Source organism: Janthinobacterium sp. GW822-FHT07H10 (genome assembly GCF_058798675.1).
The window spans coordinates 530,894-557,025 of sequence record NZ_JBXAKS010000003.1 but is presented as its reverse complement, the minus strand read 5'-3'; the positions used below and the strand labels follow the sequence as shown (position 1 = coordinate 557,025).

The following is a 26,132-nucleotide window of genomic DNA, read 5'->3' as shown; positions in this document are numbered from 1 at the left end:
CGCCACCATGAAATTTACCGATTTATTCGTGCGCCGCCCCGTGCTGGCGCTGGTGATCAGCACCCTGATCCTGATGCTGGGCGTGATCGCCATCAAGCAACTGCCGATCCGCCAGTATCCGATGCTCGAATCGTCCACCATCACGGTAAAGACCACGTATCCGGGCGCCTCGGCGGAACTGATGCAGGGCTTCGTCACGCAGCCGATCGCGCAAGCCGTGTCGTCGGTGGAAGGCATCGACTACCTGACGTCGTCCTCGGTACAGGGCAGCAGCACCGTCACCGTGCGCATGGAATTGAACCGCGATTCCACGCAGGCGTTGACGGAAGTCATGGCCAAGGTCAACCAGGTGCGCTATAAATTGCCGGAAGGCGCCTTTGACCCCGTCATCGAGCGCGCGGCCGGCGATTCCTCGGCCGTCGCCTATGTCGGCTTTGCCAGCGAGAGCGTGTCCGCGCCCGCGCTGACGGACTACCTGGCGCGCGTGGTGCAGCCCATGTTCGCCACCATCGACGGCGTGGCCAAGGTCGACGTGTATGGCGGCCAGCAGCTGGCCATGCGTTTGTGGATCGACCCGGCAAAACTGGCCGCGCGCGGCTTGACGGCGGCCGACGTGGCCGACGCCGTGCGGCGCAATAACTACCAGGCGGCACCCGGCAAGGTGAAGGGACAGTTCGTCGTCTCGAACATCAGCGTCAACACGGATCTCACCAGCGTGGCGGAGTTCCGCGACATGGTCGTCAAGAAGGGCGGCGATGACAGCGCCGCCCTCGTGCGGCTGAAGGACGTGGGCACGGTGGAACTGGGCGCGGCCGCCACGGAAACGAGCGGCATCATGGACGGCGTGCCGGCCGTGTACCTGGGCCTGTCGCCCACGCCCGGCGGCAATCCGCTGGTGATCGTCGACGGCATCAGGAAGCTGCTGCCCGAGATCCAGAAAACCCTGCCGCCCGGCGTGAAGGTCGAACTGGCGTTCGAGACGGCACGCTTCATCCAGTCGTCGATCGACGAAGTGGCGCACACGCTGCTCGAAGCGCTGCTCATCGTCGTCATCGTCATTTATTTGTGCATGGGTTCCCTGCGCTCGGTGCTGATTCCCGTCGTGACGATCCCGCTGTCGATGCTGGGCGCGGCGGCGCTGATGCTGGCCTTCGGCTTCAGCATCAATCTGCTCACCCTGCTGGCGATGGTGCTGGCCGTGGGCCTGGTGGTCGACGACGCCATCGTGGTGGTGGAAAACGTGCACCGGCATATCGAGGAAGGCAAGACGCCCGTGGCGGCCGCCCTGGTGGGCGCGCGCGAAGTGGCCGGTCCCGTGATCGCCATGACGATCACGCTGGCGGCCGTGTATGCGCCGATCGGCATGATGGGGGGCCTCACCGGCGCGCTGTTCAAGGAATTCGCGCTGACCCTGGCCGGCGCCGTGGTGGTGTCGGGCGTGGTGGCGCTGACGTTATCTCCCGTGATGAGCTCCTTGCTGCTGCAGCCGAAACAGGCGGAAGGGCGCATGGCGCGCGCCGCCGAGCATTTCTTCGCGGGCCTGACCAGCCGCTATGCACGGCTGCTGGACCGCTCGCTGCACCACCGCTGGCTGAGCGCCGGTTTCGCCGCGCTGGTGATGGTCAGCTTGCCCTTCCTGTACCTGCTGCCGCAGCGCGAACTGGCGCCGGCGGAAGACCAGGCCAGCGTCTTGACGGCGATCAAGGCGCCGCAGCACGCCAATCTCGATTACGTGGAACGCTTCTCGTACAAGCTCGATGACATCTACAAGAATATCCCCGAAACGGACTCGCGCTGGATCATCAACGGCGGCGAAGGGCCGGCATCGAGCATCGGCGGCATCAACCTGACGCCGTGGGCCGAGCGCTCGCGCAACGCGGCCGTCATCCAGGCCGAACTGCAGCACGCCGTGGGCGACGTGGAAGGCACCAGCATCTTCGCCTTCCAGCTGGCGCCCCTGCCGGGATCGAGCGGCGGCTTGCCCGTGCAGATGGTCTTGCGCAGCGCGCAGGACTACGCCACCCTGTTCCGCACCATGGAAGACGTCAAGCAGCGCGCGCGCGATAGCGGCCTGTTTGCCGTCGTCGACAGCGACCTCGATTACAACAACCCGGTGGTCAAGGTGCGCGTCGACCGCTCCAAGGCGAACAGCCTGGGCATCCGCATGCAGGACATCGGCGAATCGCTGGCCGTGCTGGTGGGCGAGAATTACCTGAACCGCTTCGGCATGGATGGCCGCGCATATGACGTCATCGCGCAAAGCCCGCGCGAGCAGAGATTGACGGCGCAAGCCCTGACGCAGCAGTACGTGCGCGCCGACGACGGCAGCCTGCTGCCCCTGTCCGCCGTCGTCTCGGTGAGCGAGCAGATCGAGCCGAACATGCTGACGCAGTTCAACCAGCAAAATGCGGCCACCTTCCAGGGCGTGCCGGCGCCGGGCGTGACCCTGGGCGACGCCGTCGCCTTCCTCGACGGCGTGGCGCAAACCCTGCCGCCGGGCTTCAGCTACGACTGGCAATCCGATGCGCGCCAGTTCGCCACGGAAGGCAATGCGCTGCTGATGGCCTTCCTGGCCGCCGTGGTGGTCATTTACCTGGTGCTGGCGGCCCAGTATGAAAGCCTGACGGACCCGCTGATCATCCTGATCACGGTGCCGCTATCGATCTGCGGCGCGCTGATTCCGCTGGCGCTCGGCTACGCCACCGTCAATATCTACACGCAGATCGGCCTCGTGACCCTGATCGGCCTGATCAGCAAGCACGGCATTTTGATGGTGGAGTTTGCCAACGAATTGCAGGTGCATGAAGGGCTGGACCGCCTCAGCGCCATCCGCAAGGCGGCGCAGATCCGTTTGCGTCCCATTTTGATGACGACGGCCGCCATGGTGGTCGGCCTGGTGCCGCTGCTGTTCGCCTCCGGCGCCGGCGCCAACAGCCGCTTCGGCCTGGGCGTGGTGATCGTCTCGGGCATGTTGATCGGCACCTTCTTCACCCTGTTCGTGCTGCCCACAGTGTACACCTTCCTCGCCCGCCGCCATACGGCCGACGATGCCACGCCACGCGCCCGCGACCTGTCGCAGGCGCTGGCGCAAGACGAGGCGCACTAAGGAACCCATATGAAAAACATCCGCTACGTTTTATCCTGTTTCCCCCTGCTGCTGGCCGGCTGCGCCGTCAGCCCCGCCTACGTCACACCGGGCACGCCCGACATCCATCTGGCCAGCCCGCAGCAAACGCAATTCGCGCCCGGTCAAACGGCAGCCAGCGACGCCGCCTGGTGGACCTTCTTTGACGATGCGCGCCTGTCGCAACTGATCGCCAGCGCCCTGGAGCACAACCTCGATATCGCGCAGGCGCAGGCGAACCTGCTGGCCGCGCGCGCCGTCTTCGACGAGCGCCGCCTCGATGAACTGCCCGCCGTGACGGGCCAGGCGGGATGGCGGCGCAGCGTGCAGCAGGACACCCCCGATAGCCGCGCCGCCACTGCGAATACGCGCGTGGGTTTCGACGCGCAATGGGAGATCGACCTGTTCGGCCGCCTGGCGCACATCAGCCGCTCGGCGCAGGCGCGCGCCGATGCGGCGCAGGCCGATTTGCGCCAGGCGCAGCTGACGATTGCCGCCGAGGTGGCGCGCAATTACTACGAGGCGCTGGGCTACCAGCAAAACCTGGCGCTGACGCAGGCGCAGGTACGCAGCTGGCAGGACACGGTGGCCCTGATCGACGCGCGCATCCGCGCCGGCAGCGGCTTGCCGGAAGAACGCCACAATGCGCTGGCCAACCTGGCCCGCAGCGAGGCGGCCATTCCCCCCCTGCAGGCGGGCTTGCGCCAGGCGCAGTACCGGCTCGATGTGCTGAGCGGCCAGGCGCCGGGCGCCATCGCCCTGGCCACCGCGCCACGGCAGGAAGCGCCGCTGGCGGGCCAGCTGCCGCTGGGCGACGTCAACCAGCTGATCAAGCGGCGCCCCGACGTGGTGCGCGCCGAGCGCCTGCTGGCCGCCTCCAGCGAAGACGTGGGGGCCGCCACGGCCGAGCTGTATCCGCGCCTGAGCCTGGGCGGCTTCCTGGGCTTCTTCGCGCTGCGCGGCAGCGGCGTCTTCGACGGCGGCGCGCGCGCGGTCGAGGTGGCCCCCATCGTCAGCTATCCGGCGTTCCGCCTGGGCAGCGTCAAGGCGCGCCTGCGCGGCACGCAAGCCGAGGCGCAGGGGGCCCTGGCGCGCTATGAAAAGACGATGTTGCTGGCGCAGGAGGAGGTGGAAAACGCCGTCACGCAACTGGCGGAAAACCAGGCGCGCCTGGCCTCCTTGCTGCAGTCGGCGCGCCACGGCAACGCGGCCCTCGGCATCGCCAGCACGCGCTACGCGGGCGGCGCCGGCAGCTACCAGGCGGTGCTGGAAAACCAGCGCGCCCTGTTCGATATCCGCCGCGAAGCGCTGCTGGCGGAAACGGCGTCCTACATCGATGCGATCGCCCTGTACAAGGCGCTGGGATGGGGGCACACTATGTGATTCTATTTGCTCGGAAAGGGGCGCGATGTTCACGCAAGGCAGCTGGTTGAATCCACCGGAAACATGGTCCGCCGACGCGGCGCAATTGCGCGTGACGACGGATGCCAACACGGATTTCTGGCGCAGGACCTCGTATGGCTTTATCCGCGACAGCGGCCACTTTTTCGGCACCGAAACCGACGGCGATTTTACGGCGCAGCTGCACGTGGCGGCGCAGTATGCGTCGCTGTACGACCAGGCCGGCTTGATGGTGCGCATCGATGCGGAAAACTGGATCAAATGCGGCGTCGAATTTTCCGATGGCCAGCTGCTGCTGAGCAGCGTGCTGACGCTGGAAAAATCCGACTGGGCCGTCAGTGTGGCGCCCGCCATGCCCGACGGTTTCTGGCTGCGCGTGACGGTGGCGCAAGGCGTGATCCGCGTGCAGTATTCGACCGATGGCCAGCGCTGGCCGCTGCTGCGCCTGGCGCCGTTTCCCGAGGCCCGCAACTACCTCGTCGGCCCCATGTGCTGCACGCCGGAGCGCGGCGGCCTGGAAGTGGTTTTTTCCCGGTTTTCCATCGCTCCGGCGCAGCAAAAAGACTTGCACGATCTGAGCTAGATCAGGCGTCCGCTTGCGCTGCCCATGTTTCGTGCAAATGGCGCCACAGCAGCGTTCCAGCCGCTGTCTTCTCATACACGACGGTCGACAGGCGCTGCGTGTTGTCACCGCCGGGCAGCGTCTGCCACTCGCGGTAAGTCACGCTGGCGCCGGCGGCGCTTTCCTGGATCAGCTGCAAGTCCGTGATGCGCATGGAAAGGCCCGGATGGCTGCCGCCGGCGGCGCGGAAAAATGCCGTCAATCCGGCAAAGTCGAGCTGCTTGCCGCCGGGCGCCACCAACGTGAAAGCGGGGGAAAACCGCGCGAGTAAATCGGTGCAGTTTTCCGCTGCCGCCGCCTCGCCGGAGAGCCACTCGCGGATCAGCACATGCGTGGACAGGATGTCGTCAAAATAGGGGGTCGATGCAGTCATTTTTTGCTTGCTCCATGGGGATGTAAAAGATCGAGAACGGCGCGGTTATCGAGACGCATGCACAGCGCCAGCGGCAGCACGCACGACGCGGCGGCGAGGGCAAAGCACCAGTGAAAAATCCGCGCCGCGCGCAGGTGCTGCGCGGGGTCCTCCAGCGAGGCCATGCCATGCGCCGCCAGCAGGCCATTCAGCAGCACGCTGAGCAGCGCCACGCCCAGGCAAAAGCCCAGCTGGCGGTTGATATTCCACACGGCGCTGGCCTGGCTCAGCTGCGCATCGGGCGTGTGCAAAAACGCCGTGCTTTGCGCCGTGCTGCTGCACAAGCCGCCGCCAAAACCCATCACGGCATACGCGCCGGCCAGCCAGAACAGCTGGTCCGCCGCGCCCACCCACAGCAGCATCAGCATGCCCGCCGCCTGCAGCAGGGCGCCGGCGAGAAACAGGGGCTGCGGCCCGACGTGGCGATAGCTTTTGCCAGTGAGCGAAATGGCGCCGAACGAGGCCAGCGCCCACGGCAGCATCAGCGCGCCCGCCGTCGATGCCGTCATGCCCAGCACGCCCTGCAGGTACAGCATGGCCAGCAGGCTCACGCCCATGAACACGCCCGGCACCAGCAGATACATGAGCATGGAAATGCGCAGCAGCGGCTCGGCGGCCAGGCGCAGGTTCAGCAGCGGCGAGGATTTGCGCAGCGCGCCGCGCACATAGCCCCACGCGCACGCCACGCCCAGCGCCAGCACGCCGGCGCCTGCCAACGCGTCGTCCGGCGTGCCGAGCATGGTCAGGCCCAGCAACAGCAGCACGATGGCCAGGCTGCCCGCCGCCAGGCCCGCCACGTCGAGACGGGGCACGGCCGCGCGCGGCGGGTCCGGGCGCAGCCAGCAGGCGGCCAGCAGCAGCGCCAGCGCGGCAAACGGCACGTTCAGGTAAAAGATCCAGCGCCACGACAGGCTGTCGACGATGACGCCGCCCAGGGCCGGGGAGAGGGCGGGTGCCAGCAAACCCACCAGCATGATGACGGAGGACAGGCCGGGGCGCTCGGCAGGGCGGTACAGCTGGTAGGTCATGCTTTGCCCCAGCGGGATCAGCAGGCCGCCGCCGAGGCCCTGCACGCAGCGCCAGACGATCAGCGCCTCGATCGATGGCGCCAGGCCGGCGCCGATGCTGGCGCATAAAAAAGTTAGCAACGATGCCATGAACACGGTTTTGCTGCCATAATAGGCAGCCAGCCAGGCGCTGGCGGGGATGACGATGGTCAGGCCGACGATGTAGGCCGTGCTGATCCAGGCCAGCTGCGTCACCGATGCGCCAAACGCGTGGCCGATGTCGGGATAGGCGACGCTGGTGATGAACATGTTGATCAGGTCGACGAAAAACCCCAGCAGATAGATGGCCGCCACCTTTTTGCGATAGTCCATGGTGCTCCGAATGGCAAACGGCCAGCATAAGCGTCCGGCGCCATTTGCGTAACGGGCCAGCCCCGATTACACTGTCAAATAAATTTTGACAAAGCCCTGAAAACCGCATGTCTACTTACTCTTCATCATGATCAGTCTCGACCGTTTGGGTATTTTCATCGCCATCGTCGACGCCGGCTCGCTGACGGCCGCCGCCGCCGTGCTGGGCCAGAGCAAGGCCGTCGTCAGTTTCAACCTGAAACAGCTGGAGGCGGAGCTGGGCGTGTCGCTGCTCACGCGCAGCACGCGCAGCCTGGCCCTGACGGACGTGGGGCGGCGCTTTTATGAGGATTGCCAGCGCGTGCTCAGCGAAGCGCAGGGCGCCATCGAAACGGCGCGCCAGGGCCACCAGGGCTTGCGCGGCACCTTGCGCCTGACCACCACCGTCGAGTACGGCAGCCGCACGGTGATTCCCGCGCTGATCGCCTTTGCCGCGGCCCACCCGCAGCTGCAGATCCAGCATTCCTCGTCGTCGTCGCATGAAGACCTGATCTCCGGACGCTACGACGTGGCCATCCGCATGGGTTCGCTCAACGATTCGAGCTACCGCGCCTCGCTCGTCGAGCATTACGCCATCTGGCCCGTGGCGTCGCCCGCCTACCTGGCCAGCCTGCCCGGCAAGGGCATCGCCACCCTGGACGACTTGCAGCGCGCGCGCTGGCTGGCGCACAGCCGCCTGGCGGCGCCGCTGCGCTGGGACGTGCAGACGCCGGACGGCCCGGCCGCCTTCGCCGCGCAGGACGACGCCGCCATCCACTCCGACTCCGCCTCGGCCCTGCTGGGCTTTGCCCTGGGCGGCTGTGGCGTGGCCCTGCTGCCGCAATGGCAGGTGGAAGCGGAGGTGCGCGCGGGACGCCTGCGCCGCCTGTTGCCCGACGTCGTCTTCCCGCAGCAGGGCGTGTATGCCGTGTATCCGAACACCCAGCATATTGCCGAGAAAGTGCGCGCCTTCATCGATTTCCTGCGCGCCCACGTCGGCACGCCGGACTGAGGTTCCACGTGGCGCCACGGCGCGTATGTTATGTCGTTAACACTTGTTGAATATAACGATTTCCAAGGGGCAAACGGGCGCCCATTTCGTGTGTCACGGCCTACACTGAAAGGACGTTGTTCACCGATTGGAGACCATCATGGCACACACATTGGCAGCAGTTTTCGTCCTGCGCGACATGGCCGAACGCGCGCGGCACGACCTGATCACGGCTGGCCTGCCCGGCGCCAGCATCCGCCTGCACGATGCGGGCAGCGACGAATTTTCCGCCACGGAAAACCTCCGCCGCGACGAGAGCGACAGCCTGCTCGACAATATCAAGCATTTCTTCGGCGATCTGTTCGGCAGCCACGCCGACCGCCACATCTACGCGGAAGCCGTGCGGCGCGGGCATGTCGTGCTGACACTGGAAGGAGCGAGCGACGCCGATATCCAGCGCGCCACCGACATCGTCGAGCGCTATGCGCCGCTCGATATCGACGCGCATGCGGACAGCTGGCGCGCCGGCGGCTGGCAGGGCGCCCCGCTGCAGGGCGATAGCGCGATGCGCCAGGGCGCCAGCATGCAGTCCGGCGCGCCGTCGCAGCAGGGCGCGTCCTCCCTCAACATGAACGAGGCGCCAGGGTCGCAGCAATTTGCCGGCGACATGGCGTCGTCGTCGCCGCCGTCCAGCCCCGGCGCCAACGCGCGCCGCTACCCGGGCGCCGACAACCTGCCAGGCACCAGCTACGACGACGAGCAGTATTACCGCAACCACTGGAGCAGCCAGTATGCGGCCAGCGGCGCGCGCTTCGACGACTACGATCCCGCCTACCGCTATGGCCATTCGATGGCGGGCAGCGACAGCTACCGCGGGCAAAGCTGGGAGCAGGTGGAGCCCGAACTGCGCAGCAACTGGGAGCACACGTATCCGCAATCGGCGTGGGACGACTTCAAGGCGGCCGTCAGGCATGGCTGGGAGCGCGTGACCTCCTGAGCGCTGCCCTCGGCGCAGGGCGACACGGGCACGCCAGGGCGTGCCCTCTCAGCGCCCCTCGTGCGTCAGCTTCAGGAAGTGGTTGAGGATGTGGAAGTGGTCCTCGAAGAATTCCTCTTCCATGGCGGGCAGCGCGGCCACCGGCACCCACTGCGCCAGCGCCGCATCGTCGGCCGCCGTCACGGCCGGCAGCTGGCGCGTCTTCAGGTCGAAGTAATGCGCATGCGTGATGGTGCGCCCGCGCTGGCTGCGGTCCGGGTGGTCGAACACGGCCACGCCGACGAGCGCCTCGACCAGGGTGGGCGCCAGCACGCCCAGCTGGGTTTCTTCCGCCAGTTCGCGCAGCGCGCCCTGCAGCAGGCGTTCGCGCGGCTCCAGGAAGCCGCCCGGCAGCGCCCACAAGCCCTTGCCCGGATAACCGCCGCGGCGCACCAGCAGCACGTGGCCGCCCGTCTGCACCAGCGCATCGACGGTGGTGAAGATGGGCGGATACGGCGCCACGCGCCAGCGCGCCTTGTACGCCTCGATGGCGCGGTATTCCAGCACCAGCGGCGCGTACCACGGCAACAGGGTCCACGCCTTCAGGTAGTGGCTAATGGCCGCCGGCAGCAGCTGCGCCACGGCGCTCAGCGACACGTCCACGTCCTCGGCCTCGAACAGCACGTTGCGGATCGCCGTGGCGCCGATGGGCGCGCCGGCGTCGATCTCCAGGTTCAGCAGCTGCCAGTGGGGGAAGTGGTGCAGATAGTAGCTGGTGGCGTCCTTGAAGCAGGCCACCAGGGTCACGCGCTGCGCCCTGGGCACGGCGCCGGCCACGGCGCGCCGCACGGCATCGGCCCACAGGCCATCGTCGTAATAGTCGCGCACGGCCACGTAATGCACGCGTTCGCGCTGCGCCTCGGGCAGGGTGGCGGCGATCATGGCGGCCCGTTCCTGCCACGTAAACGGGTTCTTCGGGCTGCGCGCATGGAAGGCGGAACCGAGCACCACCACCACGCTGGCGGCGGTGGCCAGCGCCGTCTGCAGCAAGCCCGCATGGCCATTGTGAAAGGGCTGGAAGCGGCCGATCAGGATGGCCGCGTCGGCGGAATAGGCGAGAGTCATGCGTCGTCTCCGGTGGGATAGTGGGCGGCGATCGGCAATTGACGGCCGCTGCCAAAGGCGCGCGAACGCACGCGGATGATGGGCGCCGCCTGGCGCCGCTTGTATTCGTTGCGGGCGACCAGGCCGAGGATGCGCGTCACGAGGGCCCGCCCGTCGTCCGTCTCGCGCAGCTGGTCGACAAAGCACAGCGCTTGCGCGCTCTCGGCCGCCGGCAGGCGCTTGCCCTCGATATGCCATTTGAGGATTTCATCGAGCACGGGATACGGCGGCAGGCTGTCGGTGTCGCGCTGGCCCGGCGCCAGTTCCGCCGACGGCGGCTTGTCGAGCACGGCGGCGGGGATCAGTTCGCGCCCGGCGCTGGCGTTGAGGTGGCGCGACAGGGCGAACACTTCCGTCTTGTACAAGTCGCCGATCAGCCCCAGGCCGCCATTCGTGTCGCCGTACAGGGTGCAGTAGCCCACCGAGATCTCGCTCTTGTTGCCGGTCGTGAGCAGCAGGGCGCCAAACGCATTCGAGTATTCCATCAGGATCGTGCCGCGCACTCTGGCCTGCAGGTTTTCCAGCGGCAGCCCCTGCAGCCTGCCATCGAAGGCCGCCGCATAGCCCGTTTCATAGTGGGCCACGATGTCGCGGATCGGGTGCGTGTAGAGGGCGATGCCGAGGTTGGCGCACAGGGCGACGGAATCGGTGACGGAGCCGGCGCTGGAAAAGACGGACGGCATGGTGATGGCCACCACGTTGTCGGCGCCGAGCGCCTCGACGGCCAGGGCCAGGGTCAGCGCCGAATCGATGCCGCCCGAGCAGCCGACGACGACTTGCGTGAAACGGCAGCGGCGCGCGTAGTCGCGCAAGCCGAGCACGATCTGGCGCCGCGCAAATTCCACGGCGGGGATGCCGTCCGGGTCGGGCACGGGGAAGGGCTGGCCATCGGTGCGCATAAAACGGCCGCCGGCAAAGCGCAGCAGCTGGAAATCCTCGACGAAGCGGGCCGCCTCGTACTGCACGCCGAGCGCGGGCGAGACAGCGAACGAGGCGCCGTCGAACACCAGCTGATCCTGGCCGCCCACCTGGTTGACGAACAACAAGGGCAGGTGCACGCGGGCGCAGGCGGCGCCAAACACGGCGTGGCGCTGCGCGCGCTTGCCGATGTCGGACGGGCTGGCGTTGATGCTGACGACCAGGTCGGGATGCGCCGCATGCAGGGCGTCGAACGGGTTGACGGCGTAGGCGCGGCCATCGTCATTCCAGCCATCCTCGCAGATCATGAAGCCGACCTTGCAGCCGGCGATATCGAGGGTGCAGGCGCCGGGCGGACCCGGCTCGAAATGCCGTCCCTCGTCGAAGATGCCATACGTGGGCAGCAGCTGCTTGTAGTATTCGGCCACGATGCGCCCGTCGCGCACGGCCAGCAAGGCGTTGTACAGCGGCTTGCCGACGCCGGGATTGGGGCGCGCCGCGCCGATGACGGTGACCAGCGCCGGCCAGCGCGTGGACGCCTGCAGCACCGTGTCGAGCGCTTGCCGCATGTGCTGCAGGAAGGCGGCATCCTCGAGCAGGTCGCCCGGATAATACGCGCACAGCGACAGTTCGGGACACACGAGCAGGTCGGCGCCATCGCCGCTGGCGCGTCCCATGCGCGCGATGATGGCGGCGACATTGGCGTCAAAATCGCCCACGGTCGGATTCATCTGGGCGAGGGCGATGGTCAGCATGGTGCTCCTTGAGTCGGTTGCGCTTGAAACCACTATCCTGCCTGAAATTTTCCTGAGCGTACTGATGCAATCGTGCAAGCCTGCCGGTCCGCTTGCTACAAGGTCTTCAACCAGGCCCGCAAGCGCGTGCGCGCATTCGCATACGGCGACGCCGTATTGAACTGGATCATGCGCCCCATCGTGTAATGCGTGTACCAGGGTTGGCCATACAGTTGCGCATCGTCATGCTGCTCGATCAGCGCCAGCAGCCGGTCTTTCGCCTGCGCCAGGCGCTGCTGCAAATCTTCCATGCCGAGTTCATCATAGTCGGCATAGAAGCGCTGCGCCAGTTTTCCCAGAGCGTTCCACGTGAAACCTTCGGCGGGAAAGGCGATCTCGTCCATGCGTTTGCCATCGCGCAGCTGGGCGTGCCAATGCAGGACCAGCTCGTTCCAGCCCACCAGGTAGGCGAGCAAATCGCACACGCTCATGCGCGTGCCCTGCACCTGCCCCTCCAGCACGGGTACGCGCGCCAGCGCCGGCGGCACCCGCGCCAGCTCCTGCGCCAGCCTGGCGTAGCTGGTGGTGATGGCCTCGACCAGTTCCCGCTTGCTGTTGGGGATCGCCATCACGCCGCCCCGGCCACCGGCAAGCCGGCCGCGTGCCAGTCGTCGTAGCCGCTGTCGAGGCGGCGCACGTGCAAGCCATGCTGGCGCAGGGCCGCCACCGCCTGCACGGACAGCACGCAATACGGGCCGCGGCAGTACGCGGCGATGTCCTGGTTCGCTGGCAATTCGGCCAGGCGGCGCTGCAAGTCGTCAAAGGGAATATTGATCGCACCGGGCAAGTGGCCGGCCGCGAATTCCCGCGCCGGACGCACGTCGAGCACGGTGATGCTGGCCTCGTGCATGCGCGCCAGCAATTCGTCGCCCGTGATCGCTTCCACATGGTCGCCCCGGCCCAGCGCCTGCAGTTCGCTGCGCTGGTGCTGCGCATACAGGTGCAAGGCATCGAGCAGCTGGACGATGGGCCCGCTGCCAAGCCGGTACAGCACGCGCTTGCCGTCGCGGCGCGCCAGCACGAAACCGGCACGCCGCAGCTGCTGCAAATGCTGCGACGCGTTCGCCACGGACAGGCCCGTCAATTCCACCAGTTGTTCCACCGCATATTCGCCATGCGCGACTTGCTCGAGCAGGCGCAAGCGCGGTGCGCTGCCTAAAATATGGGCAAAGCTGGCGGGGCCGGTGAGGCCATCGATATCTGCATTTTTCATTGACACGATGCTAGCACCCTTATAACATTCAATCAATTAATTGAATGTTATAAGGAAGAGTCGATGCAAATACAATGGCAAGATGCGCTGGCGATCGGCGTGGGCGCGACGGCGGTGATGGATGTGTGGGCCGTGGCCCTGAAACGCTTCTGGTGCATTCCCTCGCTGAACTTTGCGATGGTGGGACGCTGGCTCGGCCATCTGCCGCGCGGCACCTTGACCCACGTCAATATCGCCCAGGCGGCGCCCGTGCGCGACGAGGCCATCCTGGGCTGGACGTTTCACTATGCGATCGGCGTGCTGTTCGCGGCCGTGCTGCTGGCGCTGGTGGGACAGGAGTGGGCGGCGCAGCCGACGTTCGCGCCGGCCCTGCTGGCGGGCCTCGTCAGCGTGGCCGCGCCGTTTTGCATCCTGCAGCCGGCCCTGGGCGCCGGCGTTGCCGCCAGCAAGACGCCGCATCCGAACGCGGCCCGCCTGCGCAGCCTGATGGCCCACGCGGCGTTCGGCGTCGGCCTGTACCTGGCGGCCCTGCTGTGGTCGACCGTGCGTTAAGTCGTCAGGGGCGGCACCGGTGCCGGTGCGGCCGCCGGGGCCGCCGCCACCGCCGAGATGGGCGGCGCCTCGGGCTGGGCTGGCACGCTGCTCAGCACCATCGTGCTGGGCTTGGAAATCGGCATATTCGCCGCGTGCAGGCGCTTGAGCAGGTCGAACAGCAGATTGCTGCGCACGCCATACGCGAGGCGCGGCGAAGCCACATAGCCGGTGGCGTTGAACATCAGGTAGCCATTGTCGATGCCGTCGAGCTGCACGCTGGGCGCCGGCGTGTCCAGCACCTCGTGATTGTCGACAAAGACGGCCAGGATCAGCGCGCGCGCCTCGTCCGCATCCGTAGACAGGGGCAGCGGCAATTTCAGTTGCACCAGGCCCAGCGGATTGGCCAGGGTCACGTTGCGCACCGTCTTGGTGATGAATTCCGAGTTCGGCACGATCACCGTCGAGCGGTCGCCCAGCTGGATTTCCGTGGCGCGCACATTGATGCGGCGGATATCGCCTTCCACGCCGCCCAGGGAGACCCAGTCGCCCACCTTCACGGGGCGCTCGGCCAGCAGGATCAGGCCGGACACGAAGTTCTGCACCACCGCCTGCAGACCAAAACCGATACCCACCGACAAGGCCGACGCCACCCACGCGATGCGTTCCAGGCCGATGCCGGCCGCCGACAGGGCCAGCGCCACGGCCAGCACGCCGCCGATATAGCCGAACAGGGTGATGAACGACACTTGCATGCCGGAATCGAGATTGGTGGTCGGCAAGTAGCTGTTCTGCAACCAGCGCTTGAACAGGCCCAGCGCGATGAAACCCACCACCAGCACCAGCAGCGCCTGGATCATGGCGGCAGGGCGGATCGCCACCTCGCCGATGGCCAGGCCATCCTGCAGCTTGCCGACGCGCTGGAACAGTTCTCCCGGCCCTTCGCCGAACGGCGCCAGCAGCAGCATCAGCGCCAGCAGCACGACGATGGCGCGGCCTATGCCCGACAGCAGCACGGCCGCCTGGTCGCGCGCCTTGGGCGTGGCCAGCACGGGATTGACAGCGTCCGCCGGCGGCGGCGTGGAGGCCAGCAGCATGCAGATATCGTCGACCAGCACCGTCAGCAGATAGGTGCTGCACACCACCACGATGACCCAGGCGATCTGCTTGGCGACAAAGCTGCCGAACGCCACATAACCGATCAGCAAGCTGATGACGCTGGACGCCAGCGCCAGCCACAGCAGCACCGTGACGAAGCGCAGCCATAGCGGCGTGACGAGATGGGCGGGATCGGCTTCGCGCAATTGGCGCCAGCAGCGCTCGGCGCGCATCAAGCCGTACGCGATGGTCGTGCTCATCACCAGGGCGACGATGCAATTGACGGCCACGGCCGTCGACAGGCCCGCATTGATGACGATGGTGACCCGCTCCGTCGCCCATACGAGCACGACGATGAAGGAAAACATGGAGGGAAAGTTGCGCATGCGGTGCGCCAGCGCATCGGGCAGGGGCAGCAGCCGCCACGAGACGCGCCGCGGCGACAGCAGCGCGTGGCCGAGTCCGGCCGTAAAACCGGCAAAACAGATGATGCCGATCAAGCTGCTGAGGAAGGTCGAGGTTTTCTCGGACAGGCTGCCATCCCAGCGCAAGCCCATGGCCAGCAATTCCGCCACCAGCCCCGGCGTGGCCAGCGCCAGCACGAGCACGGCCAGCGCATGCAGCGAACGGCGCAAACGGCCGTGCGGCACGCGCGTGGCCGTGACCACCAGCAAGTAGCGCGAAGCCCAGATGCTGGCGCCGATCACGGCCACGATGGCGGCCAGCAAGCCGCCCCAGGCCGACCACGGCGTGGCGCGCGCCGCGTTCGCCAATTCCAGCTCCAGCGCCCGCAGGCGCTGCAAATTCTGCGGCAATTCGCCATGCAGCTGTTTCCAGAATGAACCGGCCAGGATCGACGCCGTGCGCTCGCCCAGGCGCGCCTGCAATTGCGCGCGGCGCGCGGTCGACACTTGCTCGGAGGCCTGCGTCGCTTCCACCGCCAACAGGCGCGCCAGCTTCACCTGCGCATCGAGCGCGCTGCTGGTACGGTCCAGCTGGCTGCGCTGCGCCGCCACGTCCGGCGCTTCCTTGCTGCCCGCCACCGGCTTGCCCAGCTCGGCCAGCCGCGCCTGCACGCTCGACAAGGTGGGCGCGAGCGATTCGGCCACCTTGTCCGCCTCGGCGCTGGCCGCCAGCGCATCGGCCCGCATCTGCGACAGGGTCGCGTCATCGAGGTCGGCCTCGCCATCGAGCGCCTTCTGGATGCCCGTGATCTGCTTGCGCAAGCCATCGAGGCGCTGATCGGCCGTGGCGGCATCATCGACGGGCTGGGACCAGGCCGGCGGCGCCGATAGCGAGCACGCCAGCAGCAGGGTCAACAGCAGCGGCAGCAGCCAGCCGCGCCAGGGCAGGCGCGCGGAAGAAAAATATGGGGTACGGAAAGAAATCATGCGGTCCTATCGGCCAGGTCAATACGGTGGAAGCGAGACGGCATCACGCCGGCGGGCACAGCGGCTGCAGCGGCCGGCGCCGGGGCGATGGGTGTTACGGGAGTTGCTGAACTGTACGGCAAACAGCGACAGACTAACGCACTCCTGCGATGGATGGCGGAACTTTTCGTGCGGCAATGCGGGAGAGCCGGGCGGCCCCCGCACGGCACTCAGGGATGCTGCCAGCTTTTGTAGACGAACTCGAGACTGTAACCATCGGGATCGAGCACATTGGCCGCGTAATAGCGCGGATCGTAATGCAGGCGCGCGCCCGGCGCGCCATTGTCCGTGGCGCCGGCCGCCATGGCAGCGGCATACGCGGCGTCGACGTCGGCCATGCTGCCCGCCACCAGGCCCACATGCACGGCCCGCCCCTCCACGATACCCTCGCGCAGCCAGAAAAAGATGCGCCCCTTGGCGCCGAAGCCCTTCAGATCCGGGTGGCCGGGCGGGCCATCCTTGCCGTCATAGTCGTGCCGGACGGTAATGCCCAGCGGCTGGAATGTGGCTGTATAGAAAGCAATCGAACGGGACAAGTCGCTCACGGAAAGAAAGATATGGTCCAGCATGGCAATACTCCTGGGTTGAAGGTGATCAGCGCCGGCATCGGGGGCGGCCCGTCAGCCGCAGTGCTCAGCGTACAGCAGGCAGGGCGGCATGCGTGCAGAAACAGAAACGCCGACCCGCAAAGGTCGGCGTTCGATGCGATAAATCGACGATATCTGTCTATCCATCCGGTATTTCACCCGCCTGCTAGGCCGCAAGTTCTCCGCGGATGATTTCTGCGCCGGCGCTGAGCGCATGCAGTTTGCCTCTTGCGACGCTGCGAGCCAGGGGTGCCATGCCGCAGTTGGTGCTCGGGTAGAGCTTGTCGGCATCGACAAACCGCAGCGCCTTGCGCAGGGTGTTGGCGACTTCCTCCGGCGTTTCAATGGTATTGGATGCCACGTCAATGGCCCCGACCATCACTTTCTTGCCGCGTATGAGTTCAATCAGGTCGATTGGAACACGCGAGTTGTGGCATTCCAGCGAGATGATATCGATACTGGATTGCTGCAGCTTGGGGAACGATTCCTCATATTGGCGCCACTCGGAGCCCAGCGTATTTTTCCAGTCCGTATTGGCCTTGATACCGTAACCATAGCAAATATGCACGGCCGTTTCGCATTTGAGCCCTTCAATCGCCCTTTCCAGGGTGGCAATGCCCCAATCATTGACCTCGTCAAAGAAAACATTGAATGCGGGTTCGTCAAACTGGATGATGTCGACGCCGGCAGCCTCCAGTTCCCTGGCTTCCTGATTCAGGATCTTGGCGAATTCCCAGGCCAGTTTTTCGCGGCTCTTGTAGTGGCTGTCATACAGCGTATCGATCATCGTCATCGGACCTGGCAGGGCCCATTTGATCGGTTGCGTGGTTTGCTGGCGTAAAAACCTGGCGTCTTCCACAAAAACCGGCTTCGGGCGGCTCACCGCGCCAACGACGGTCGGCACACTCGCATCATAGCGGTCGCGAATTCTGACCGTCTCGCGTTTGTCAAAGTCGACGCCGTCGAGATGCTCGATGAACGTGGTGACAAAATGCTGGCGGGTCTGCTCGCCATCACTGACGATATCGATGCCTGCGTGCTGCTGTTCCTGCAGCGACAAACGCAAGGCATCCTGTTTGCCTTCAATCAATTCCTCGTCCTGTAATTTCCAGGGCGACCACAGTTTTTCAGGCTGGGCAAGCCAGGAAGGTTTCGGCAAGCTGCCGGCAGTCGAAGTAGGCAATAATTTTTTCATGATAGATAATTTCGTATGTTGGTGAATCAGACAGCGTAATTCGCGGCCCATTGTTCAAGAATATGCTTGTATGGCTTGATGAAGTGCTCTTCTGTATATTTGCCCTGCTTGACAGCCAGCTGGCTGCGCTCTTCGCGGTCATAGACAATTTGCGTCAATGAATAATCCTGGTTCTTCAGGCTAGGCTGATAGCATTTCCCCGCCACGGAATTGGCGTTGTAAATCTCGGGCCGGTAAATCTTTTGGAAGGTTTCCATCGTGCTGATGGTGCCGATCAGCTCAAGATTGGTGTAGTCACCGAGCAAGTCGCCGACAAAGTAAAAAGCCAACGGTGCGAAACTGTTTGGCGGCATGAAATAGCGGACTTGCAGCCCCATTTTTTCGAAATATTGATCGGTCGGGGAAAATTCATTTTGTCGATACTCGACGCCCAGTACCGGGTGCTGGTTTTCAGTCCGATGATAGGTCTTGCTGCTTGAGGCGCTGATGCAGATGACGGGCGGCTTGTTGAAACGCTCCTTGTAAGCGGGTGACTTTACAAAGTGCTTGAACAGCTTTCCATGAAAATCGCCGAAATTGTCAGGCGCGTCAAAGGTGGACTTGTTATTGTTATGCGCTGGCAGCAGCACGCTGAAGTCGTAATCGCGCACGTACGAGGAGAAGTTATTGCCCGCGATGCCATCGATACGTTCGTTGGTTTTCTTGTCGATGATATTCGGCTTCAATATCTCGATCAGCGGGATATTGCCGCCTGCGGCATCGATATTGAGCTCGACGGAAATGATTTCAAGCTCGACAGCGTAGCGGTCGCCTGTCGGATTATCCCAATGCGCCAGGCTGTTGAAGCGATTGTCTATCATCCTCAGGGTATTGCGCAGGTTCTCCTGGCGACTCTTTCCCCTGGCCAAATTGGCAAAGTTGGTCGTCAGGCGCGTGCTGTCCGATGGGTGATAGTTTTCATCGAAAACAATGCTCTTGATGCTGAATGAAAAATCTTTGCTCATGGTGATCTGCTGTCCTGATGTCTGCGAAATGATGAATGTGTTGAGTGCTTGGTGAGCGTGGTGAGGCGTATCAGGCCGCGACCGCTTCCTTGGCGGCGGCAGCTCTTGCATGGCGCGTCAACTCGATCAATGGCAATGCCCGCTGGACCGCCAGCGTGGCCCGCTGGATCAGGGCCTCGTCCTGCAGGCGATAGTCGAGGAAATCCTTGTCGGTCGCGTACACGCCCAGCGGCAAGGTGCGTGCCTGGAAGAAGCTGAACAGCGGCCGCAACTGGTGATCGATCATCAGCGCATGGCGCTCGCTGCCGCCGGTGGCCGCCAGCAAGACCGGCTTGTCGATCAAGGCATCCTGATCAATGAAGTCGAAGAAGTGCTTGAACAGTCCCGTGTACGCGCCGCGGTAGACCGGTGTTGCCACCACCAGGATGTCCGCTTGCTCAACCGCCGCAAGTTCCCGCTCCACCGTATCGGGGAGCTGGGAGCGCCACACCGCGCCGGCCAGCTGCGGCGCGAGCTGCCCCAGTTCGACCAGGCGTTGTTCGCACAGGACTTCGTCGGCGATCAGGTCCATCAGGTGCTCTGCCAGGGCTGCAGCCTTGGAAGGGCGTTGCAGCCCGCCGGAAACCGCGACTAAACGCAGGGGACGTGTCATGTTTGCTTTCATAGGGAGTGATGCGCGAGGGCCGAAAAATGCCGGCAGCAAGGGCATCGATGATAGCGGTGGGCATCCATGAAGTATAATGGTCTTATTTCATACATCCATGAACATGGCTCATCTCAATGCTTGAACGCATCCACCTCAGCATCGTCCAGCAGGTCGAGAAACAAGGGTCCTTGACGGCCGCCGCGGGTGTGCTGAACCTGACCCAGTCGGCCCTGAGCCACAGCATGAAGAAGCTGGAACAGCAACTGGGCACCGACGTCTGGCTGCGCGAAGGGCGCAGCCTGCGCCTGACGCAGGCCGGCCAGTACCTGCTGGCGGTGGCGAACCGGGTGCTGCCGCAACTGGACCTGGCCGAAGAGCGCCTGGGCCAGTTCGCGCAGGGCGAGCGCGGCGCGCTGCGCATCGGCATGGAATGCCACCCTTGCTACCAGTGGCTGCTCAAGGTGGTGTCCCCCTATCTGGCCGCATGGCCCGACGTGGATGTGGACGTCAAGCAGAAGTTCCAGTTCGGCGGGATCGGCGCGCTCTTCGGCTACGAAATCGACCTGCTGGTCACGCCCGACCCGCTGTACAAGCCGGGGCTGACATTCGAACCCGTGTTCGACTACGAGCAGGTGCTCGTCGTGGCCAAGGGCCATGCCCTGGCGACCGCGGCCTATGTGCAGCCCCAGCAACTGACCCGGGAAGTGCTCATCAGCTACCCCGTGGACATCGAGCGCCTGGACATCTATAACCAGTTCCTGTTGCCGGCCGGGGTCACGCCCAAGCGCCACAAGGCCATCGAAACCACCGACATCATGCTGCAGATGGTGGCCAGCGGTCGCGGCGTGGCCGCCCTGCCGCGCTGGCTGGTCGAGGAATACGCGGTCAAGATGGACGTGGTGCCTGTGCGGCTGGGCGCGCGCGGCGTCGCCAAGCAAATCTTCCTGGGGGCACGCGAGACGGACACCGCCATCGACTACGTGCGGGCCTTCATCGCGCTGGCGCGCCAGCCTGCCAACGCCATTGCGCAGGGAAGCTAAGGTAAAACCCGTGATTGATCCCGATAAGCCCAGGCCGGCCAGCAACATCGCGCACGCCTATTCCCTGGAAGTCAGTGCGAAGGACATGCCGGCGTTGAGCGCGGCGGCGTCCCGGATAGTGCCCGCGTCGACCATTGCCATTCCCTACCTGCCACGCGAGGATGACGCCGCGCGACTGGCCGCGGCCCGCATCGTGCGCACCCTCGGCTTCGAGCCCATGCCGCACTTTTCCGCACGTCGTATCGCCTCGCTCGCCGCGTTTGATTCCTTCGTCCAGCGCGCGGTCGCGGAAGCCGGCGTCGAGCGCTGCTTCGTGATCGCTGGAGACCCGTCGACCCCGATGGGACCGTTTTCCGACAGTGCCGCGCTGATCGACACCGGCGTTTTCGAGCGCGCGGGCATCAAGGTGATCGGCGTGGGTGGTCACCCGGAAGGCCATCCGGTCATGAACACGGCCGCTCAGTGGGAAGTGCTCGAACGCAAGTGCCGCAGCATTGACGAGCGCGGCATGACGCCCTTGATCGTCACGCAGTTTGCCTTTGATGCCGACATCGTGTTGACGTGGTTGCAAGCGCTGCGCGCGCGTGGCATTGCGCATCCGGTGCGCGTCGGCGTGCCGGGCCCCGCCAGCATCGCGGTGCTGGCGCGCTATGCCGCCTTGTGCGGCGTGAGCGCCTGCGCATCGATGTGGTCCAAGTACGGCATCTCCATCGGCAAGCTGTTCGGCACGGCAGGGCCGGATCTTTTTGTCGAGCGCCTGGCCGCCGGCCTGACAACAGCGCATGGACAGGTCAGCCTGCATTTCTTTCCATTTGGAGGCATCGCCCAATCCGTGAAGTGGATAGAGCAGTACCGTTCCCGCATCGCCCCCGCCCCTTGAACATCACAGCGCATGCGTAGGCCACTGGTCGATGCCTGACGCATGAATACGACGCCACGTGACGGCAGGACGGCACGCCTATCCCGGCATTCGCCTCCGGAAACGAAAAAACCAGGATGGCCTGCCGGGGGACCTGCCGGTGTGACGAACGCCTCGCCGGCGACATGGCGCCGCCAGCGACAGGCGCAATCCGGCCCGCTTACTCCACCGTGACCGACTTCGCCAGATTGCGTGGCTTGTCCACGTCCGTGCCGCGCGCCAGCGCCGTGTGATACGCCAGCAATTGCAGCGCCACCACGTGCAGGATCGGCGACAGGTCGCCGTAGTGCTCGGGCAGGCGGATGACGTGCAAGCCTTCGCCGGAGCTGATGTGCGAATCGACGTCGGCAAAGACGTACAGCTGGCCGCCGCGGGCGCGGACTTCCTGCATGTTCGACTTCAGCTTTTCGATCAGCGCATCGTTCGGCGCGATGGTGACGACCGGCATTTCATTCGTCACCAGGGCCAGCGGGCCGTGTTTCAGTTCGCCGGCCGGATACGCTTCGGCGTGGATGTACGAGATTTCCTTGAGCTTTAACGCGCCTTCCAGGGCGATCGGATAGTGCATGCCGCGACCCAGGAAGAGGGCGTTTTCCTTGCGCGCGAATTCCTCGGACCAGGCGATGATCTGCGGCTCCAGCGCCAGCACGGACGCGATGGCGACGGGCAGGTGGCGCATGGCTTTCAGGTGCGCCGCTTCCTGTTCGTCGCTGAGGCGGCCGTTGACTTGCGCCAGGCACAGGGTCAGCAGGAACAGGCCGGCCAGCTGCGTCGTGAACGCCTTGGTCGAGGCCACGCCCACTTCCACGCCGGCGCGCGTGATGTAGGCCAGCGCGCATTCGCGCACCATGGCGCTGGTGGCCACGTTGCAGATGGTCAGGGTGTGGTGCATGCCCAAGCTGCGCGCATGTTTCAGGGCGGCCAGGGTATCGGCCGTCTCGCCGCTTTGCGAAATCGTCACCACCAGGGTGTTCGGATTCGGCACGCTGTCGCGGTAGCGGTACTCGCTGGCCACTTCCACGCTGACGGGCACCTTGGCGATGGCTTCGATCCAGTACTTGGCCGTCATGCCCGCATACGAGCTGGTGCCGCAAGCAAGGATCAGCACGCGGTCGATCTGCTTGAAGATTTTGTACGCGTCGTCGCCGAACAGTTCCGGCATGATGCCCGTCACGCCTTCGAGCGTGTCGCCGATGGCGCGCGGCTGCTCGAAGATTTCCTTCTGCATGTAGTGGCGGTACGGGCCCAGCTCGGCTGCGCCCGTGTGTGCGTGCACGGTTTTCACTTCGCGCTCGACAGGCTTGCCATCGACGTCGACGATCCAGCAGCGCGACAGCTGCAGGTCGACCACGTCGCCCTCTTCCAGGTAGATGATCTGGTCGGTCGTGCCGGCCAGCGCCATGGCGTCGGAAGCGACAAAGTTTTCACCGTTGCCCAGGCCGACGATCAGGGGCGAGCCCTGGCGCGCGGCGACCACGCGGTGCGGTTCATCGCGGCAGAAGACGGCAATCGCATACGCGCCATCGAGGCGTTTCACGGCTTGCTGCACGGTCTCGAACAGGTCGCCGTTATACATGTGCTCGACCAGGTGGGCGATCACTTCCGTATCCGTCTGACTCTGGAACACATAACCCAGGGCCGTCAGTTCGGCGCGCAGTTCGTCGTGGTTTTCAATGATGCCGTTATGCACCAGCGCCACGCGGGCGTTTTCTTCCGTCGGCGAGAAATGCGGGTGCGCATTGAACGAGACAGGGGCGCCATGCGTGGCCCAGCGCGTGTGGGCGATGCCCGTGAAACCGCCCAAGCCTTCTTCGCCGATCTGCTTTTCCAGTTCGGCCACGCGCGAGGTGGAACGCGAACGCTGCAGGCGGCCGTCCGCGTGCAGGGCGATGCCGCAGGAATCATAGCCGCGGTATTCCAGGCGCTTCAAGCCTTCGAGCAGGATGGGAGTGATATTACGTTGCGCTACCGCGCCGACGATGCCGCACATGGAAACCTCTGTCTAAAATTTAATCAATGCACGCATGCTAATGCAGAGAAGATGAAATATGCTTTCTAAATCATGGTATTTTTGATCGAATATTTCACGCCTATTTCACGATGAAATATTATTTCATTTAAAATCAATTTCTTTTCCATTTCATCAAAGCCATGAGCGATAGCAATATTACCCTCGACGATATTGATCGTCGCATCCTGAACGCCCTGCAAGTTGACGCATCGCAAACCAACAGTGAGCTGGCACGCCTGGTGCATGTGTCGGCGCCCACTTGCTTGCGCAGGGTCAAGCAGCTGACGGACAGCGGCGTGATCGAGCGCCAGGTCGCCATCGTCGCGCCGGAATTGGTGGGCGCGCGCCTGACGGCCGTCGTGGAAATCACGCTCGACGTGCAGGCCTTCGAACGCATGGGCGAATTTGAACAGCTGGTGGCGCAGGAGAGCGCCGTGCTGCAATGCTACCGCGTCTCGCCCGGGCCCGATTTCGTGCTGATCGTGCAAGTGGCCGACATGCCCGCCTACCATGCGCTGGCGCACCGCCTGTTTGCCGCGCACGCCAATGTGCGCAACGTAAAAACCTATTTTTCCACCTTGCGCAGCAAGTTCGAGACGCGCATCGCCGTGTAGGCGAGGGTGGCTGGCAAGTTATCCCGACTTGCTCTCCCGCTTATGCACATGGTTATCCACATGCCGCCGGCGCCTTCCTGCCAGGCGTGACGATGGCAAGCCACGAACGGATGGCTTCAAGAATCCGTGGATAACACTGGCCGTAGCAGTTATCCCGACTTATCCGCAGCTTGCCCACCAGTTAGCCACATGCTTGTGCACAGTTTTACCCACAGGAACAACTTGAGCACTGCGATAAAATAGCCATCAAAAACAAGGACTTGAAAGCTATTCCATGCTTATTCAATCCTTGCGCATAGGCTTATCCACATTCCGGCGCGACATATTGAGCGGCCTATTTTTACGCTGGCCCGTCACAGCCATCAAGCGCCGGAGGCGTAACCGGCGGAAAAACTTATCCCGTCTTTTCCACGCTTTTTACCGTGCTTATACAAGGCTTATACCGGGTTTATCCATCACTTGTCCGCCTGCTTGTTCACATGTTTATCCACACTGAAAAGAACAGCATGGGGACACGGCAGCGCTGAATAGCCCAGTTATCCCATCTTGTGCGCCAACTTTCCACAGGCTTACCCACAGGCATGAAACCGGCTCGATGAACATAAAAAAAACGCCGCCAACCCGGTCAGGTTGGCGGCGTCATGCGCACTGGAGGGTATACCCGCTTACTTGGGAATTTTCACCGGACGCGTCCAGCCGTCGATCGTCACTTGCCGGGCGCGCGATACGGTCAGCTTGCCGGCCGGCGCATCCTTCGACAGGGTCGTGCCGGCGCCCAGCGTGGCACCCTTGCCGACGGTGACGGGCGCGATCAGCTGGCTGTCGCTGCCAATAAATGCATCGTCTTCGATGACGGTGCGGAACTTGTTGATGCCATCGTAATTGCAGGTGATGGTGCCGGCGCCGATGTTGACCTTGGAACCGATGGTGGCGTCGCCGATGTAAGCGAGGTGATTGGCCTTGCTGTGCGCGGCGATCTGGCTGTTTTTCACTTCCACGAAGTTACCCACATGCACGTCTTCGGCCAGCACGGTGCCGGGACGCAGGCGCGCATACGGGCCGATGATGGAGGCGGCGCCGACAACGGCGTCCTCGATATGGCAGAACGGCTTGATGTGCGCGCCGGCCGCCACCTTGGCGTTGATGATGACATTGTTGGCGCCCACGCGCACGCCGTCGCCCAGCTCCACCCGGCCTTCGAATACGCAGCCGACATCGATGGTGACATCGCGGCCGCAGATCAGCTCGCCGCGCACGTCAATGCGGGCCGGGTCGAGCAGGGTCACGCCCCGCTCGAGCAAGGCTTGCGCGATATTGTTCTGGTGTATGCGTTCGAGCTGGGCCAGTTGCACCTTGCTGTTGACGCCAGCCACTTCCCACACGGCGGCCGGATGGGCCGAGGTGACGGCCACGCCATCGGCGACGGCCTGGGCGACGATATCGGTCAGATAGTATTCCCCTTGGGCATTATCATTCGACAGGGCCGACAGCCATTTCTTCAGGGCCACGGTGGGCGCGACCATGATGCCGCTGTTGATTTCGCGGATGGCGCGCTCTTCTGGCGTGGCATCCTTTTCCTCGACGATGCGCACGATGGCGCCGTTTTCGCGCACGATGCGGCCCAGGCCGAAGGGATCGTCCTGCGCGACGGTGAGAATGGCCAGCTTGTCGCTGCCGGCTGCCTGCACCAGCTGCTGCAGGGAATCGGCACTGGTCAATGGCACGTCGCCGTACAGGATCAGGGTGGGGACCTTGTCGTCCAGCAAGGACACGGCTTGCTGCACGGCATGGCCCGTACCCAGCTGCTGCGTTTGCTCGGCGGCGTCGACCGCCAGGTCATGCTGCGTCTTGTAGCCGTCCAGCAACTTCAGCACCGCTGCGCCCCCATGCCCGTAAATCACGCATAATCGGGACGGCGCCAGGCTGCGGGCCGTATCGATCACATGCGACAGCAGCGGCTTGCCAGCCAGCGGGTGCAAGACTTTGGGCAGTGCCGACTGCATGCGTTTGCCCATACCGGCAGCGAGAATGACAACGTTCATAGA

22 protein-coding genes are annotated in these 26,132 nt (G+C 64.6%); 9 read left to right on the top strand and 13 right to left on the bottom strand.

Annotated elements, in window-relative coordinates:
• Positions 1-7: 7 nt before the first annotated feature.
• The 3 genes from AC1RDJ_RS10290 to AC1RDJ_RS10280 are packed head-to-tail and all read left to right on the top strand — an operon-like array spanning position 8 to position 5,108.
• The gene (locus tag AC1RDJ_RS10290; protein WP_493027361.1) at positions 8-3,106 is read left to right on the top strand and encodes a MexW/MexI family multidrug efflux RND transporter permease subunit; all 3,099 of its coding nucleotides are present in this window, start codon (positions 8-10) and stop codon (positions 3,104-3,106) included.
• Positions 3,107-3,115: 9 nt separating this feature from the next.
• A complete protein-coding gene (locus tag AC1RDJ_RS10285; RefSeq protein ID WP_493027360.1) occupies positions 3,116-4,507 on the top strand; it encodes an efflux transporter outer membrane subunit in 1,392 nt (463 codons plus the stop codon).
• A 25-nt stretch (positions 4,508-4,532) separates the two neighbouring features.
• Complete coding sequence (locus tag AC1RDJ_RS10280) at positions 4,533-5,108, top strand: DUF1349 domain-containing protein (RefSeq protein WP_071325951.1); 576 nt, start codon at positions 4,533-4,535, stop codon at positions 5,106-5,108.
• 1 nt (position 5,109) lies between these two features.
• On the opposite strand, the gene AC1RDJ_RS10275 is transcribed toward AC1RDJ_RS10280, so the two are convergent.
• Entirely contained in the window at positions 5,110-5,520 is a 411-nt protein-coding gene (locus tag AC1RDJ_RS10275; protein ID WP_493027359.1) for a DUF4440 domain-containing protein, read from the bottom strand.
• Positions 5,517-6,938, bottom strand: coding sequence for an MFS transporter (locus tag AC1RDJ_RS10270; RefSeq protein ID WP_493027358.1), 1,422 nt, complete (start codon positions 6,936-6,938; stop codon positions 5,517-5,519). Before AC1RDJ_RS10270 ends, AC1RDJ_RS10275 begins: the two co-directional genes overlap by 4 nt.
• A 127-nt stretch (positions 6,939-7,065) precedes the next feature.
• Here AC1RDJ_RS10270 and AC1RDJ_RS10265 point away from each other — a divergent pair, with 127 nt between their 5' ends.
• On the top strand, positions 7,066-7,968 hold the full coding sequence (locus tag AC1RDJ_RS10265) for a LysR family transcriptional regulator (RefSeq protein WP_071325948.1): 903 nt from the start codon (positions 7,066-7,068) through the stop codon (positions 7,966-7,968).
• Between the two features lie 139 nt (positions 7,969-8,107).
• Positions 8,108-8,944 carry a hypothetical protein gene (locus AC1RDJ_RS10260; RefSeq protein WP_493027357.1) on the top strand — a complete coding sequence of 279 codons (837 nt, stop codon included), beginning with the start codon at positions 8,108-8,110 and terminating at the stop codon, positions 8,942-8,944.
• Positions 8,945-8,992: 48 nt separating this feature from the next.
• On the opposite strand, the gene AC1RDJ_RS10255 is transcribed toward AC1RDJ_RS10260, so the two are convergent.
• The 4 genes from AC1RDJ_RS10255 to AC1RDJ_RS10240 all read right to left on the bottom strand — a co-directional run bounded on the left by AC1RDJ_RS10255 (position 8,993) and on the right by AC1RDJ_RS10240 (position 13,012).
• Positions 8,993-10,048 (bottom strand): bifunctional nicotinamide-nucleotide adenylyltransferase/Nudix hydroxylase, encoded by a 1,056-nt coding sequence (locus AC1RDJ_RS10255; RefSeq protein WP_493027356.1) that lies wholly within the window; start codon positions 10,046-10,048, stop codon positions 8,993-8,995.
• Positions 10,045-11,760 (bottom strand): NAD+ synthase, encoded by a 1,716-nt coding sequence (locus AC1RDJ_RS10250; protein ID WP_493027355.1) that lies wholly within the window; start codon positions 11,758-11,760, stop codon positions 10,045-10,047. Before AC1RDJ_RS10250 ends, AC1RDJ_RS10255 begins: the two co-directional genes overlap by 4 nt.
• 95 nt (positions 11,761-11,855) lie before the next feature.
• On the bottom strand, positions 11,856-12,368 hold the full coding sequence (locus AC1RDJ_RS10245) for a ClbS/DfsB family four-helix bundle protein (protein ID WP_493027354.1): 513 nt from the start codon (positions 12,366-12,368) through the stop codon (positions 11,856-11,858).
• Positions 12,368-13,012 carry an ArsR/SmtB family transcription factor gene (locus tag AC1RDJ_RS10240; protein ID WP_493027353.1) on the bottom strand — a complete coding sequence of 215 codons (645 nt, stop codon included), beginning with the start codon at positions 13,010-13,012 and terminating at the stop codon, positions 12,368-12,370. Before AC1RDJ_RS10240 ends, AC1RDJ_RS10245 begins: the two co-directional genes overlap by 1 nt.
• A gap of 63 nt (positions 13,013-13,075) precedes the next feature.
• On the opposite strand from AC1RDJ_RS10240, the gene AC1RDJ_RS10235 reads away from it, so the two are divergent.
• Entirely contained in the window at positions 13,076-13,564 is a 489-nt protein-coding gene (locus tag AC1RDJ_RS10235; protein WP_493027352.1) for a DUF2938 domain-containing protein, read from the top strand.
• Here the strand turns inward: AC1RDJ_RS10235 and AC1RDJ_RS10230 are convergent.
• The 5 genes from AC1RDJ_RS10230 to msuE all read right to left on the bottom strand — a co-directional run bounded on the left by AC1RDJ_RS10230 (position 13,561) and on the right by msuE (position 19,509).
• Positions 13,561-16,032, bottom strand: a complete 2,472-nt coding sequence (locus AC1RDJ_RS10230) for a DUF3772 domain-containing protein (RefSeq protein WP_493027351.1) — start codon at positions 16,030-16,032, stop codon at positions 13,561-13,563. The two genes, AC1RDJ_RS10235 and AC1RDJ_RS10230, sit on opposite strands and share 4 nt — an antisense overlap.
• Before the next feature lie 209 nt (positions 16,033-16,241).
• Positions 16,242-16,640, bottom strand: a complete 399-nt coding sequence (locus AC1RDJ_RS10225; RefSeq protein ID WP_071325942.1) for a VOC family protein — start codon at positions 16,638-16,640, stop codon at positions 16,242-16,244.
• Between the two features lie 184 nt (positions 16,641-16,824).
• Complete coding sequence (locus AC1RDJ_RS10220) at positions 16,825-17,853, bottom strand: methionine synthase (RefSeq protein WP_493027350.1); 1,029 nt, start codon at positions 17,851-17,853, stop codon at positions 16,825-16,827.
• A 26-nt stretch (positions 17,854-17,879) separates the two neighbouring features.
• Complete coding sequence (locus tag AC1RDJ_RS10215) at positions 17,880-18,857, bottom strand: DUF1852 domain-containing protein (RefSeq protein WP_071325940.1); 978 nt, start codon at positions 18,855-18,857, stop codon at positions 17,880-17,882.
• Positions 18,858-18,927: 70 nt separating this feature from the next.
• A complete protein-coding gene (msuE, locus tag AC1RDJ_RS10210; RefSeq protein WP_289888005.1) occupies positions 18,928-19,509 on the bottom strand; it encodes an FMN reductase in 582 nt (193 codons plus the stop codon).
• 128 nt (positions 19,510-19,637) lie between these two features.
• Between msuE and AC1RDJ_RS10205 the strand changes: the two genes are divergently transcribed.
• Positions 19,638-20,543, top strand: a complete 906-nt coding sequence (locus tag AC1RDJ_RS10205; RefSeq protein WP_493027349.1) for a LysR family transcriptional regulator — start codon at positions 19,638-19,640, stop codon at positions 20,541-20,543.
• A 10-nt stretch (positions 20,544-20,553) separates the two neighbouring features.
• On the top strand, positions 20,554-21,423 hold the full coding sequence (locus AC1RDJ_RS10200) for a methylenetetrahydrofolate reductase (RefSeq protein ID WP_493027348.1): 870 nt from the start codon (positions 20,554-20,556) through the stop codon (positions 21,421-21,423).
• Positions 21,424-21,622: 199 nt separating this feature from the next.
• On the opposite strand, the gene glmS is transcribed toward AC1RDJ_RS10200, so the two are convergent.
• On the bottom strand, positions 21,623-23,452 hold the full coding sequence (gene glmS / locus AC1RDJ_RS10195) for a glutamine--fructose-6-phosphate transaminase (isomerizing) (protein ID WP_071325936.1): 1,830 nt from the start codon (positions 23,450-23,452) through the stop codon (positions 21,623-21,625).
• A 161-nt stretch (positions 23,453-23,613) separates the two neighbouring features.
• Between glmS and AC1RDJ_RS10190 the strand changes: the two genes are divergently transcribed.
• The gene (locus AC1RDJ_RS10190; protein WP_071325935.1) at positions 23,614-24,087 is read left to right on the top strand and encodes an Lrp/AsnC family transcriptional regulator; all 474 of its coding nucleotides are present in this window, start codon (positions 23,614-23,616) and stop codon (positions 24,085-24,087) included.
• Between the two features lie 665 nt (positions 24,088-24,752).
• On the opposite strand, the gene glmU is transcribed toward AC1RDJ_RS10190, so the two are convergent.
• The gene (gene glmU / locus AC1RDJ_RS10185; protein ID WP_493027347.1) at positions 24,753-26,129 is read right to left on the bottom strand and encodes a bifunctional UDP-N-acetylglucosamine diphosphorylase/glucosamine-1-phosphate N-acetyltransferase GlmU; all 1,377 of its coding nucleotides are present in this window, start codon (positions 26,127-26,129) and stop codon (positions 24,753-24,755) included.
• Positions 26,130-26,132 lie beyond the last annotated feature (3 nt).